This window comes from Nocardioides hwasunensis (assembly GCF_014779665.1).
Lineage (GTDB): Bacteria > Actinomycetota > Actinomycetes > Propionibacteriales > Nocardioidaceae > Nocardioides > Nocardioides hwasunensis.
On the sequence record NZ_JACXYY010000011.1, the window covers coordinates 1 to 13,007 of the forward strand.

Below are 13,007 nucleotides of genomic sequence, written 5' to 3' on the forward strand. Positions count from 1 at the left end.
GATCGACCTGATCGCAGCCGCCTCGTGCGGATAGTCCGCACGCGACTCCAACACCATCCGCACCGCGCGCTCACGCAACTCGGGCGGGTACTTCGAGGGACGTGCCATGAGAGTGATCCCTCCAACGAATCAGCTCTCCGGACATCCCGGGGCGGTTCAAAATGCGGTCTTCGCGACCCGCAATGGCACCTGGCACCAAGTCGGCAACATCGAACGGCGCTGGCGTGCAATCCGCGCAGACACCGGCCTCGACTGGGTCACACCCCACACCTTCCGCAAGACCGTGGCCACACTGATCGACCGCACGGTCGACTCGGAAACGGCCGCCCGGGTCCTCGGGCACTCCTCCGCAGACATCACCAGGGAGTAGTACATCGTCAGGGACCGGTCGACGCCTGACGTGACGGCCCTCTTGGAGGACTTCGCCGGCAGCAGAACGCGCACTCAACCATCCAAATGACGTCCTCGACGGGCGCTCGAGTTCGACGCGACGCAGCGCAGCACGACCCAACGCTTAGCGGCAAAGGGGCTCAAGCGCGACGCGTTCATGGACAGTAAACGGACACTTCGTCTTCTTGGCTCAAGATCAAGAAAACCCCTGGCCTGCGTTTCCGCAGGTCAGGGGCTTTCTCTCGGTCGGGCTGACAGGATTTGAACCTGCGACCCCCTGACCCCCAGTCAGGTGCGCTACCAAGCTGCGCTACAGCCCGAGTGCTCCCGGCGCGAGGCCCGTGGAGCGAGGGGAACACTACCGCAGGCCCGCAGGTGACACGGAATCGGCCCGCCCCTCGTGCACGCACGCGCACGAACGGTCGCCCGAGGTAGCCAATCTGGGCTATTCCGGTGCATTCCCCGACCCCGATGCCACCCGGAGGAACAGGATGGATCATCAACCTGAGGGGCACTCCGTGACATCACTCGTTCGACGCGCTGGCCTGCTGGTCGCCGTGCTGGCGACGGCAGCAGGGCTGAGCCTCGCCGCGCCGCACGCCGACGCCGAGCCGCCGCAGACGCCGACCCACGTCGACGCGCGCGGCTGACCGACTTCCGAGACGGTCCGGCCCGACCCGGACCCCACTGATCAGCGCTTGCGCTTCTCGCGCGGCTTCTGGTTGATGACGATCGGCGTGCCGACGAAGCCGAACTCCTCGCGCAGCCGCCGCTCCACGAAGCGCTCGTAGGCCGCGTCGAGCTTGCCGCTGGTGAACAGCACGAAGGTCGGCGGGGCCACCGACGGCTGGGTCGCGAACAGGATCTTCGCCTGCTTGCCGCTGCGCACCGGGTGCGGGTGCTCGGCGACCAGCCGACCGAGGAAGGTGTTCAGCGCACCCGTGCCCACGCGCGTCTCCCAACCCTCGAGGGCGCGGTCGATCGCCGGGACGAGCCGGTCGACGTGCCAGCCGGTGCGCGCGGTGAAGTTGATCCGTGGCGCCCACTGCAGCTGCACGAGGTCACGCTCGATCTCGCGCTCGAGGTAGTAGCGGCGCTCCTCGTCGACGAGGTCCCACTTGTTGAAGGCGATGACCATCGCCCGACCCGCGTCGCGGATCGTCTGGATGATCCGCATGTCCTGCTCGGAGACCGTCTCGCTGGCGTCGAGGACCAGCACGGCCACCTCGGCGCGGTCGATCGCGGTCGTCGTGCGCAGCGAGGCGTAGTACTCGTGCCCCGACGCCTGGTTGACCCGCTTGCGGATGCCGGCGGTGTCGATGAAGCGCCAGGTGCGGTCACCGAGCTGGATCAGCTCGTCGACCGGGTCCACGGTCGTGCCCGCGGCGTTGTCGACGACGACGCGGTCCTCCTTGGCCAGCATGTTGAGCAGTGACGACTTGCCGACGTTGGGCTTGCCGACGATCGCGATGCGACGCGGTCCCCCGACCTCGTCGAAGACCTGTTCCGGCGTCTCGGGCAGGGCGGCGAGGATCGCGTCGAGCATGTCACCCGAACCGCGACCGTGCAGCGCGGAGACGGGCCACGGCTCGCCCAGTCCGAGGTTCCACAGGCCGTACGCCTCGGCCTCCGTGCGCTGGTCGTCGACCTTGTTGGCGGCCAGCACCACCGGCTTGCCGGATGCGCGGAGGATCCGGACGACGGCCTCGTCGGCGTCGGTGATCCCGACGGTGGCGTCGACCACGAAGAGCACCGCATCGGCGAGGGAGACGGCGACCTCGGCCTGGCCGGCGATCCGCTCGGCGAGACCACGGGCGTCAGGGTCCCAGCCACCGGTGTCGACCACCGTGAAGGCGCGCCCGTTCCAGTGGGCGTCGTACGACACCCGGTCGCGGGTGACGCCCGGGCGGTCCTCGACGACGGCCTCGCGACGGCCGATGATCCGGTTGACCAGCGTGGACTTGCCCACGTTGGGACGTCCCACCACGGCCAGCACGGGCGTCGGACCGGTCTCGGTCTCGACGGCGACGGCGTCGTACTCACTCAATGTGCTCACAGCTCTCTGCGTTCTCGACGAGCCCGGTGTCGGGGTCGTCCTCCGATTGTCGCCCAGGTCGGGGTCGGAGCGCGGATCGTCGCGTCTGCGAGAGGATGCTCTCCGGCCTGGGCAGCAGGTGCTCCCGCCACAACACCGACCCGGAGGCCGTCTGTTCCCGGGAGCGCCGCCACGCCTGCTGTGCCGTTCGCCACGGCTCGCCGGCCATGCGGACGGGCGGGCTCGCCGGCCCGGGGCTCACGACCCCTCCCGCGACCCCGCTCGCACCTCGGTCGAGACGGCCAGGTCGACGATGCGGTCGATGACCTGCTCCAGCGTCAGGTGCGTGCTGTCGATGTGGACGGCGCCGTCGGCCATGGTCAGGGGTGCGGTGGCGCGACCGGAGTCGATCCGGTCGCGCTCGAGCAGGGACTGCTGGGTGCTGGCGACGTCGGTGCCGCCCTCCTCGGCCGTACGCCGCTGGGCGCGCGCCCCGGGGTCGGCGCTGAGGTAGACCTTGACCGCGGCCTGGGGCCAGACGACCGACCCGATGTCACGTCCCTCGACCACGATGCCTCCGGCGCCGATGACCTCGCGCTGGAGGTCCAGCAGCAGCGCGCGCACCGCGGGCACCGCGCTGACCGGGCTCACGGCCGCGTTGACGTCGTCGCCGCGGATCTCCACCGACACGTCGAGCCCGTCGACGGTGATGGTGGGCGCCAGCGGGTCGGTGCCCGACACGATCGTGGGGCGCTCGGCGACGGCCGCCACCGCGGCCGGGTCACGTACGTCGACTCCCTCACGCAGCAGCCACCAGGTCATCGCGCGGAACATCGCGCCGGTGTCGAGGTAGCGCAGTCCGAGCCGGTCGGCCACCCCACGGGAGGTGCTCGACTTCCCCGAGCCGGAGGTGCCGTCGACCGCGATGACGAGGGGGCCGGGATCTGCGGTGCTGTCGACGGTGGTCACGGCCGAGAAGATTACCGGTGAGTGGTCCAGCCGCGGGATTCGAGAGCGGCCAGCAGGTGCTCGGCGCTGCTGCGGTCGACGACGAGCTCGGTGAGCCCGACGGGCCGCCCGGGATCGTGGTCGATGCGGACGTCCTCGATGTTCACGCCGATCTCTCCGGCGTCCCCGAAGAGCCGGGCCAGCTCGCCGGGGTGGTCGGGAACCGAGACGAAGACCGAGCGGGTCGGTCGGGCCGGCCCACCGTGCTTGCCGGGGATCGCCTGCGTCCCGGCGTTGCCACGCGCCAGGATCTCGACCAGGTCGGCACCGGTGTCGGCTGCCACGGCGCTCATCAGCTCGTCGAGGTCGGAGCGGACCTCGGCCAGGAGGTCGAGCACCGCGGTGGAGTTCGCCTCGAGGATCTGCCGCCACAGCGCGGGGTCGCTCGCCGCCACGCGGGTCACGTCGCGGACCCCCTGCCCGGAAAGCGCGAGGTGCTCCTCGGGTGCCGTCACCAGCCGCCCGGCGACGAGGACGGCGGCCAGGTGCGGCAGGTGGGAGATGCGGGCGACCGCGCGGTCGTGCTCGGCTGGGCTCATCACCCGCGGGGACGCGCCGCACTCGAGGACGAGCGCCTCGACCAGCCCGACCGCGCGGGGGTCGGCGCCCTCGTGGGGGGTGACCGCCCACGGACGCCCGTCGAACAGCGCGGCACTGGCCGCCAGGGGTCCGGACCGCTCGCTGCCCGCCATCGGGTGCGACCCGACGTACCTCCTCAGGTCCACCGCGCTCGCGCGCGCCGCGACGGCCGCGAGCGGTGCCGCCTTGACGCTGCCGACGTCGGTGACGACGGCGTCCGTGCGCCCCAGGGCGTCGACGATCGCGTCGGCGATGGCGACCGGCGGCACCGCGACCACGACCAGCTGGGGACGGTCACCCGGCAGGGGCGCCCGTCCGGCGCCGAGGCCGTGAGCGGTGCGCAGGTTCTCCGCCGACGTGTCCCGCAGGATCACGTCGAGGCCGAGGCGGCGGCACACGAGGCCGACGGAGGTGCCGATCAGCCCGGCGCCGACGACCTCGATCGGACCTGCGAGGTCCGGGAGGACGTCGTCAGTCATGGCTGGTGGTCCGGGCGAGGTCGCGTCGCAGGTTGGCCGCCCCGTGCAGGTAGACGTGGGTGACCTCCGCGCGCGGTGTCTCGGTCTCGACGTGCGCCATCAGCCGCACCACGCGGGGCATCGAGCCCTCGATCTCCAGCTCGCGCGCGCAGACCAGCGGCACGTCGGAGAACCCGAGCTGCCGCGCGGCGTAGGCCGGGAACTCGCTGACCAGGTCGCTGGTCGCGGTGAAGATGATCGAGATGAAGTCGTCGACCTCGAGGCCGTTGGCCTCCATCACGTCGGTGACGAGCTCGGCCACCCGGTCCAGCATGTGTTCCCGCGTGTCTTCCTCGAGCTGGGTCGCCCCACGCACTGCCCTGACTGCCACGGGAGAACCCTAGGCCAGACCCCCCGTCCGTCCGTGGGCCGTCTCAGGACGGTTGGTAGTCACCGAACGACCAGTGGTTGCCCTCCGGGTCGTTCACGCTGCCGCCGCGGCCCCCGTAGTCCTGGTCGACCATCGGGCGCACGACCGTCGCCCCGGCCGCGATCGCGGCCTCGAAGACCGCGTCCGGATCGGGGGTGACGAGGTACGCCGCAGCCGGCCCGGTTCCGGTGAGCGCACCGTCGTCGCGATCGGAGCCGAACATGATCCCGCCTCCACCGGGCCACGCCCACTCGGCGTGGAGGACCACGGTCGGATCCTGCTCGTCGCGGTAGGTCGCGTGCTCGGTGAAGCCGATCGCGCTCAGCCACGCCGTCATCAGCTCTGTGTCACGCACGGAGAACGAGTGCCACAGGGTGGTGCCGGAGACGTCGGTCATGGGTGTTCCTCCTCGGTCGTCGGGCCGGCCGATCCGGCCCCACCGTCAGGATCACGCAGGTCCGGCGCCCACGGCTTGGACGTTTGGGAACTCCCGGCGCACCCACTCCGACGGGCTGCACCCCGCGAACCCGGTCCACTCCCGGGCGAGGTGCGCCTGGTCGGCGTACCCGCACTCGGCGGCCACGCGTGCGACCGAGACCTCACCGGCCAGCACAGACCTTCGCATCACGTCATGGGCCCGCCCGAACCTCGCCAGCCGCTGGAATGACTTGGGCGAGACGCCGACCTCGTCCTGCACCAGGGTGGTCAGCCGCCGTCTGCTGAAGCCGACGTCGGCGGCGGTCGCGGCGACCGAGCGCCCCCGGGTCAGCAGCGCCACCGCCTGACCGACCTCCGGGCGCGGGGGGCGCTGCGCGTGGCGGTCGAGCGAGTCGAGCAGGGCTCGCTCGACGACGGCCAGCCGGGCGTCCCACGAGGTCAGGTCCGCCAGGCGCGCGGGGAGGTCGGCGAGCCCGGGATCGACGTCGTCGAGGCCGAGGAGCCGGCCGGCGAGCGCACTGGCCGGCACGCCCCACAGCGCCCGGGCGCCGGACGGGGTGAGGCCCAGCTGGATGCCGCGCTGGTGGTGGCCGTGGTGGACGGCCGCCGCCGTGGTGTGCAGCCCCGACACCGACGACCAGCCCACGGTGCGTGTCAGCGGCTCGTCGTCCCACGACACCTCGAGGGGCTCGTCGAGCGGCAGCACGAACGTCAGCTCCGTCGACGGCATCCCGATGTGGACGCCCGGTCCGCCGAAGGCGACGTCGTAGGTCGTGATCGTGCGGAGGTAGGGAGCCAGCGCGGGGTGCACGACGGGCATGGGGCGAGCCTACGCCGGTCTCAGAGGTCGGCGCTGTCCATCAGCTCGCCGAGCTCGGCCACGGTGAGCTCGCGCATGTCACCGGCCCTGAGCCTCGCCAGGGTGACCGGACCGACCCGGGTGCGGGTCAGTCGGCGGACCGGGTGGCCGACGTGGTCGAGCAGGCGGCGCACGATGCGGTTGCGGCCCTCGTGGATGGTGAGCTCGACGATCGAGCGGTTGCTGCCCTCGCGCCGTGGATCGCCGCCGAGCACCCGGGCATGGCTGACCGTGACCGGGCCGTCGTCCAGCGTGACGCCGGCGAGCAGCTGGCGCACGGTGCGCACGTGCACCTCGCCCTCGACCTCGGCGACGTAGGTCTTGTCGACCTCGTGCGAGGGGTGGGCGAGGTGCTGGGCGAAGTCGCCGTCGTTGGTGAGGATGATGAGGCCCTCGGTGTCGGTGTCGAGCCGGCCGACGTGGAAGAGCCGCTCAGGCCGGTCCGCGACGAGGTCGCCGAGCGTGCGCCGTCCCTCGGGGTCGCTCATCGTCGACACGACGCCGCGAGGCTTGTTGAGGACCAGGTAGACCTTGTCGCTGATCGGCGGCAACCGCTTGCCGTCGACCCGGATCACGGCGGTGCGGGGGTCGACCTTGGTGCCGAGGCGGGTGACGACCTCGCCGTCGACCTCGACGTGTCCCTCGAGCATGAGCTCCTCGCACTTGCGGCGGCTGGCCACGCCCGACTGGGCGAGCAGCTTCTGGAGCCGGATCTGGCCGTCCTCGTCGGTCTCGGGCCGCTGGGAGCTGGGCTGGTCGTTGTCGGGGGCGTCGTGGGGCTTCATGAGATCTCGGTCCCGCCGTCGGGCTCGGTGCCGGCGCCGCTGTGGGGCGACGGGTGCGGCAGGTCGCGTACGTCGTCGGGCGCGTGATCGGGCGCGTGATCGGGCGCGGCCGCGGGAGACGGCTCGGCCCCGGGCTCGGCCGCCGGGGCGTCGAGGCCGGCGACACTGGCGAGCTCGTCCTCGAGGTCGTCCATGTCGGGGAGGTACGGCGCGAGCTCGGGCAGCTCCTCCAGCGAGGTGATGCCGATGCGCTCGAGGAAGTACGACGTGGTGCGGTAGAGGTTGGCGCCACTCTGCTCGTCCTGGCCGGCCTCCTCGACGAGCCCGCGGCTGAGCAGCGTGCGCATCACGCCGTCGACGTTGACGCCACGGATCGCGGACACGCGCGCGCGGGAGACGGGCTGCTTGTAGGCGACGACGGAGAGCGTCTCCAGGGCAGCGCGGGTCAGGCGGGCCTGCTGCCCCTCCAGCACGAACGACTCGACCACGCCCGCGAACTCCGGGCGCGAGTAGAAGCGCCATCCACCGGCGACCGCACGCAGGTCGAAGCCGCGGCCCTGCTCGGCGTACTCCCCCGCCAGCGCCACCAGCGCGGCCTCGACGTCGTCGACCGGGTGGCCGACGACGGAGGCGAGCCGGACCCGGTCGAGCGGCTCGTCGGAGACCATCAGGATCGCCTCGAGCGCGGGACGGAGCTCGGCCACGGCGACCGCGAGGGTGTCGACGTCGGTCTCGGGGGCGGTCTCCGGCACCTGCGGCGCGTCGACCGTCTCCTCGTCGGGCTCGGGCTGCTGCTCGCTCACTGGTCCTCCTCGGGCCGGTCGGCCGGTGCCGACGGAAGTGGTGCGTCGTCGGGCGGCGGTGCGCCGTCGAACTCGTCGGTGATCTCCACGTCGCCGTCCTCGGCGCCGGTCCAGCGCACGGTGAGCTCCCCGAGCGGGGTGACCTGGTCGAAGGCGACCGCCCCTTCACGGAACAGCTCGAGCAGCGACAGGAAGCGCGCCACGGTCGTGAGCCGGTCCGGCGAGTCGCCGCACAGGGCACGGAACGTCATCGTGCCGCTGCGACGAAGCCGGTCCACGACGACCTGGCCCTGCTCGCGCACGCTCACCTTCGCGGCGTGGATGTGCTGCAGCGACACCTCGAGGACCGGCTTGGGCTCCAGTGCCCGGGCCGCCAGCTGGGCGAACTGCTCGAGCCCGATGCCGATGAGCACCTCGGGCAGCAGCGTCGCGAACTGCTCCTCGAGGCCGACCGCGCGGGGGTGGCTGCGGGACTCGGCCGCGAGTCGCTCCTCCATCACCGAGGCCACCTGCTTGAACGCGCGGTACTGCATGAGCCGCGCGAAGAGCAGGTCGCGGGCCTCGAGCAGGGCGAGGTCCTCCTCGTCCTCCACGTCGCCCTGCGGGAGCAGGCGGGCGGCCTTGAGGTCGAGCAGCGTGGCGGCGACCACGAGGAACGACGTGGTCGCCTCCAGGTCCCACGCCTCGCCCAGGTTCTTCACGTGGGCGATGAACTCGTCGGTGACCTGCGACAGCGCCACCTCGGTGATGTCGAGCTTGTGCTTGGCGATCAACCCGAGCAGCAGGTCGAAGGGTCCCTCGAAGTTGTCGAGGTGCACGGCGAAGGCGGGCGCCTCGCTGCCGGACTCGAGCGCCGCGCCGGTCGCGAGGTCGGTGCCGGGGTCCTGGGTGGTGCTCACTCGTCCAGCAGCCGCTGGACCAACGGGCTGTCGATGCCCTGCGCCTCCACGTCGGCCAGGACGATCGCGAGCGCCTCGCGGACCAGGCGACCCCGGTCGACCGCGAGGCCGTGCTCGCGACGCAGGGTGAGTCGCGCGTGCTCGATGTCGAGCAGCTCGTCGGAGGTGACGTAGACGGTCATCTTCTCGTCGTGGCGCACCCGGCCGCTGGGCCGCTTCGGGCCGGCGGGCTCGGCCCGGTCGTCCTCGTCGGCGACCGCGCGCACGCGCCGGTGGCGCTGCTCGGGTGGGGCCTGGGTGGCATCGGCGCTGTCGACGGTAGGCCGGAACAGGTCGTCCGCGGCCGGCATGCTCACTCGGCGGGCCACCGGGTGAGCACCTCCCTCGCCAGCATGCGGTAGGCGTCGGCACCCGTCGACGACGAGGCGTACGCCGTGATCGGCTCGCCGGCCACTGTCGCGTCGGAGAACTTCACCGTGCGACGGATGACGGTGTGGAACACGGTGTCGCCCCAGGCGGAGACCAAGCGCTCCATGACCTCGCGGCTGTGGAGCGTGCGGCCGTCGAACATGGTGCCGAGGACACCGTCGATCTCGAGCTTGGGGTTGAGCCGCTCGCGCACCTTGTCGATGGTCGTCTTGAGCAGCGCGACGCCGCGCAGCGCGAAGTACTCGCACTCGAGCGGGACGATCACGCCGTCCGAGGCGGTGAGCGCGTTGACGGTCAGCAGACCCAGCGACGGCTGGCAGTCGATGAGGATGACGTCGTAGTGCTCGAGCGCCGGAGCCAGCACCCGCTGCAGGGTCTGCTCGCGGGCGACCTCGTGGACGAGCTGCACCTCGGCGGCGGACAGGTCGATGTTCGAGGGCAGCAGGTCCATGCCGGCGATGCCCGAGGGCACCACCACCTCGTCGAGGGTGACCTCGCGGTCCATCAGCAGGTTGTAGATGGTCAGGTCGATCTCGTGCGGGTTGAGGCCCAGGCCCACCGACAGCGAGCCCTGCGGGTCGAAGTCGACCAGCAGGACCTTGCGCCCCAGCTCGGCGAGCGAGGCGCCGAGGTTGATGGTGGTCGTGGTCTTGCCGACCCCGCCCTTCTGGTTGCACATCGAGACCACCCGCGCGCCGCCGTGGCTGGTCAGCGCCGCCGGCTCCGCGAACACCGGCATCGGGCGACCGGTCGGCCCCAGCGGCACCTCCGCGGCTGTCGGCTCGGGGATCGCCTCGATCGGGCGCTCGAAGGGGATCGGCTGGGTCACGGGCTGCTCGTCTCGAGGGGTTCGGCTGGGTGCTGCAGGAGGGGGATGCGGCGTCGGGAGCGGTGGTCGGAGCAGCGGCGGCATCTCGGAGGCACTGCTGCCGGTGTCTCCACCCGGGAATCCCGCACCGCTCATGCCAGCTCCTTCACGCATCGATCGATGCCTTGATTGGACCACGCCGACGACCCCGAGCTTTGTCGACACGTCGACAGTTCTGCCGCGGGCATCCGCGCGACTCTAGGACCACGTCGACGACGCCCACAACACCGGGCGCCAGTCCCACAGGCGGCCTCGCGCATCTGTGCACGGACCCACGGTCCCGTGCACAGGACGACGGGTGCCTGTGCACAAAGATGTGCACTGGCTCACGGGCGTCCTGGCCGCCCACGGCCCGTCGTCAGAGCCGTCGCATCGCCGTCGTCGCGAGCACCAGCTCGCCCGACTCGTCGGTCGCGTCGCAGTCGACGACGGCCTCGATCACCCAGTCGTGGTGGTCCTCGGGGTCGTGGATCGTCTGGCGCACGTCGCGCACCCGGGCGGCGGTGCCCTCCTCGGAGCCGACCGGCTCACCGACGCGCTCGGGGCCCACCACCAGCAGGTCGGGGCCGCGCGCGTCACCGTCGGTGAGCACCGAGTCGTGCTCGGCGTAGTAGTCCTCGAGCGCTGCGTCCCACACCGAGCGCCCGACGACCACCGCGCGGGGCGGGTCGAGGCGGTCGGCGGCGTTGCGCTCGAGGCGTACGAGCGTGTCGAGGTCGTCGCGGGAGACCGCGTCGACGCGCGCCCACATCGCGTTGCGGAGCATCACGCGGAAGGGACGCTCCTGCTTCGAGAGGGGTCGCGGCGGTGGCGGCGGCTCGTGGTGCGACACCGTGGACGCGACGTGGTCGGGATCCGACAGCGCCTCCCACTCGTCGAGCAGCGAGGAGTCGGTCTGCCGGACGGTCTCCCCCAGCCACTCGATGACGTCCTCCACCTCGGGTGCGCGGTGCGTCTCCGGGACGGTCTGGCGCAGCGTCCGGTAGGCGTCGGTGAGGTAGCGCAGCACCAGCCCCTCGGAGCGGGCGAGCTGGTAGCGACCGACGAAGTCGGTGAAGCCCATCCCGTGCTCCCACATCTCCCGCACGACCGACTTCGGCCCGAGCGCGTCGTCGTGGAGCCAGGGATGGGTCTGGCGGTAGGTCTCGAAGAGCGCCTCGAGCAGCTCGCGCAGCGGCTGCGGCCAGGTGATCTCCTCGATCAGCGCCATCCGCTCGTCGTACTCCAGGCCGTCGGCCTTCATCTCCCCGATGGCAGCTCCTCGGGCGGCGTGCTGCTGCGCCATCAGGATCTGTCGGGGCGCCTCCAGCACCGCCTCGACGATCGAGACCACGTCGAGTCCGTAGGTCTCCGACTCGGGGTCGAGCACGTCGAAGGCGGCCAGGGCGAAGTGCGCGAGCGGCTGGTTGAGCGCGAAGTCGTCGGGCACGTCCGCGCCGAGCACGTAGCGCCGACCGAAGGTGTCGGTCTCTGCCAGCCGCGTGACGATCCCGGTCCGCACCAGCGAGCGCGAGAGCCGCAGCGCGCGTCGGGCCAGTCGCAGCTGCCCGCGGCGGTCCTCGTGGTTGTCGGTGAGCAGGCGACGCAGCACCCCGAACGCGTCCTCCTCGCGCGACACCACGTTGACCAGCATCGCGTTGTCCACCTTCATCCGGCTGACCAGTCGTTCGGGGACACCCGCGACGAGCTTGTCGAAGGTCTGCTCGGTCCACACCACGGTGCCCTCGGGCGCCTTCTTGAGCTGGGCCTTCGACTTCTTCTTGCCTGCGGCCACCCGGGCCGCGATCTTGGCCTTGGCCTGCTCGTTCTCGATCACGTGCTCCGGCGCCTGTACGACGACGTAGCCGGCCGTGTCGTAGCCCGCGCGCCCGGCCCGGCCGGCGATCTGCTGGAACTCCCGCGTCCGGAGCACGCGCTGCCGGTTGCCGTCGAACTTGGCCAGCCCGGTGAACAGCACCGTGCGGATCGGCACGTTGATGCCCACGCCCAGGGTGTCGGTGCCGCAGATGACACGCAGCAGCCCTGCCTGGGCCAGCGTCTCGACCAGCCGTCGGTACTTCGGGAGCATGCCGGCGTGGTGGACGCCGATGCCGTTGCGCACCATCCGCGAGAGGGTCTTGCCGAAGCCGGCACCGAAGCGGAAGGCGCCGATCCGGTCGGCGATCGCCTCCTTGTCGACCTTCAGCTTGTTGCTCGAGAGGCTGCGCAGGAGGTTCGTGGCGTGCTCGACGGCCGCGGCCTGGGTGAAGTGCACGACGTAGACCGGGTCCTGCCCGGTCGAGACCAGCTCCTCGAGCGTGTCGTCGAGCGGCTCCATCGACCAGCGGAAGCTCAGCGGCACCGGCCGCTCGGCCTCGTCGACGACCGCGGTGTCGCGCCCGGTGCGCCGCGCGAGGTCCTCGACGAGGAAGGACACGTCGCCGAGGGTGGCCGACATCAGCAGGAACTGCGCGTCGACCAGCTCGAGGAGCGGCACCTGCCACGCCCAGCCGCGGTCGTGCTCGGCGTAGAAGTGGAACTCGTCCATCACGACGAGGCCCACGTCGGCACCTCGGCCCTCGCGCAGGGCGATGTTGGCCAGCACCTCCGCGGTGCAGCAGATGATCGGGGCGTCGGGGTTCACCGCCGCGTCGCCGGTGAGCATGCCGACGTTGTCGGCGCCGAAGACCTCGATGAGGGCGAAGAACTTCTCGCTGACGAGTGCCTTGATCGGTGCGGTGTAGAAGCTGACCTTGTCCTGCGCCAGTGCCGCGACGTGCGCGCCGATCGCGACCATCGACTTCCCCGAGCCGGTCGGCGTCGCGAGGATGACGTGGTTGCCGCCCAGCAGCTCGATGACCGCCTCGTCCTGGTGGGGATAGAGCTCGAGCCCCCGGTCGGCCACCCAGCCGGTGAAGGCGTCGTAGACCGCGTCCGGATCGGCGCCCGTCGGCACCCGGGTGTCGAGGCGCACAGGATCCGGCATGCCCCGATCCTTCCATCCGCGGGTTTCACGCACCGCGGCGGCGCGCAACCACGGTGAAACC

General features: G+C 71.5%; 14 protein-coding genes and 1 tRNA gene. 2 read left to right on the forward strand and 13 right to left on the reverse strand.

Going from position 1 to position 13,007, the window contains the following annotated elements:
• Positions 1-106 precede the first annotated feature (106 nt).
• Positions 107-370, forward strand: a complete 264-nt coding sequence (locus IEZ25_RS20795) for a tyrosine-type recombinase/integrase (protein ID WP_191201404.1) — start codon at positions 107-109, stop codon at positions 368-370.
• Positions 371-636: 266 nt separating this feature from the next.
• Here the strand turns inward: IEZ25_RS20795 and IEZ25_RS20800 are convergent.
• A tRNA-Pro gene (locus tag IEZ25_RS20800) sits at positions 637-710 on the reverse strand.
• 198 nt (positions 711-908) lie between these two features.
• On the opposite strand from IEZ25_RS20800, the gene IEZ25_RS22030 reads away from it, so the two are divergent.
• Positions 909-1,040 (forward strand): hypothetical protein, encoded by a 132-nt coding sequence (locus IEZ25_RS22030; RefSeq protein WP_263575273.1) that lies wholly within the window; start codon positions 909-911, stop codon positions 1,038-1,040.
• 41 nt (positions 1,041-1,081) lie between these two features.
• Here the strand turns inward: IEZ25_RS22030 and der are convergent, their stop codons facing one another.
• The 12 genes from der to IEZ25_RS20860 form a co-directional block, all read right to left on the reverse strand.
• On the reverse strand, positions 1,082-2,437 hold the full coding sequence (gene der, locus IEZ25_RS20805) for a ribosome biogenesis GTPase Der (protein WP_224749437.1): 1,356 nt from the start codon (positions 2,435-2,437) through the stop codon (positions 1,082-1,084).
• 246 nt (positions 2,438-2,683) lie between these two features.
• Entirely contained in the window at positions 2,684-3,394 is a 711-nt protein-coding gene (cmk, locus tag IEZ25_RS20810) for a (d)CMP kinase (RefSeq protein ID WP_191201406.1), read from the reverse strand.
• Positions 3,395-3,405: 11 nt separating this feature from the next.
• Entirely contained in the window at positions 3,406-4,491 is a 1,086-nt protein-coding gene (locus IEZ25_RS20815) for a prephenate dehydrogenase (RefSeq protein ID WP_191201407.1), read from the reverse strand.
• Positions 4,484-4,861, reverse strand: a complete 378-nt coding sequence (gene aroH, locus IEZ25_RS20820) for a chorismate mutase (protein WP_191201408.1) — start codon at positions 4,859-4,861, stop codon at positions 4,484-4,486. The genes IEZ25_RS20815 and aroH overlap by 8 nt, the downstream gene beginning before the upstream one ends.
• A gap of 43 nt (positions 4,862-4,904) precedes the next feature.
• Positions 4,905-5,297, reverse strand: coding sequence for a VOC family protein (locus IEZ25_RS20825; protein WP_191201409.1), 393 nt, complete (start codon positions 5,295-5,297; stop codon positions 4,905-4,907).
• Between the two features lie 51 nt (positions 5,298-5,348).
• Complete coding sequence (locus IEZ25_RS20830) at positions 5,349-6,158, reverse strand: helix-turn-helix domain-containing protein (RefSeq protein ID WP_191201410.1); 810 nt, start codon at positions 6,156-6,158, stop codon at positions 5,349-5,351.
• A gap of 20 nt (positions 6,159-6,178) precedes the next feature.
• Positions 6,179-6,982, reverse strand: coding sequence for a pseudouridine synthase (locus IEZ25_RS20835; RefSeq protein ID WP_191201411.1), 804 nt, complete (start codon positions 6,980-6,982; stop codon positions 6,179-6,181).
• Positions 6,979-7,785: an SMC-Scp complex subunit ScpB gene (gene scpB, locus IEZ25_RS20840; RefSeq protein WP_191201412.1), complete on the reverse strand. Its 807-nt coding sequence runs from the start codon at positions 7,783-7,785 to the stop codon at positions 6,979-6,981. Before scpB ends, IEZ25_RS20835 begins: the two co-directional genes overlap by 4 nt.
• The gene (locus IEZ25_RS20845) at positions 7,782-8,684 is read right to left on the reverse strand and encodes a segregation and condensation protein A (protein ID WP_191201413.1); all 903 of its coding nucleotides are present in this window, start codon (positions 8,682-8,684) and stop codon (positions 7,782-7,784) included. The genes scpB and IEZ25_RS20845 overlap by 4 nt, the downstream gene beginning before the upstream one ends.
• Positions 8,681-9,034 (reverse strand): hypothetical protein, encoded by a 354-nt coding sequence (locus IEZ25_RS20850; RefSeq protein WP_191201432.1) that lies wholly within the window; start codon positions 9,032-9,034, stop codon positions 8,681-8,683. Before IEZ25_RS20850 ends, IEZ25_RS20845 begins: the two co-directional genes overlap by 4 nt.
• Before the next feature lie 2 nt (positions 9,035-9,036).
• A complete protein-coding gene (locus tag IEZ25_RS20855) occupies positions 9,037-9,942 on the reverse strand; it encodes a ParA family protein (protein WP_318152378.1) in 906 nt (301 codons plus the stop codon).
• A 397-nt stretch (positions 9,943-10,339) separates the two neighbouring features.
• The gene (locus IEZ25_RS20860) at positions 10,340-12,946 is read right to left on the reverse strand and encodes a DEAD/DEAH box helicase (protein ID WP_191201414.1); all 2,607 of its coding nucleotides are present in this window, start codon (positions 12,944-12,946) and stop codon (positions 10,340-10,342) included.
• Positions 12,947-13,007: the final 61 nt, after the last annotated feature.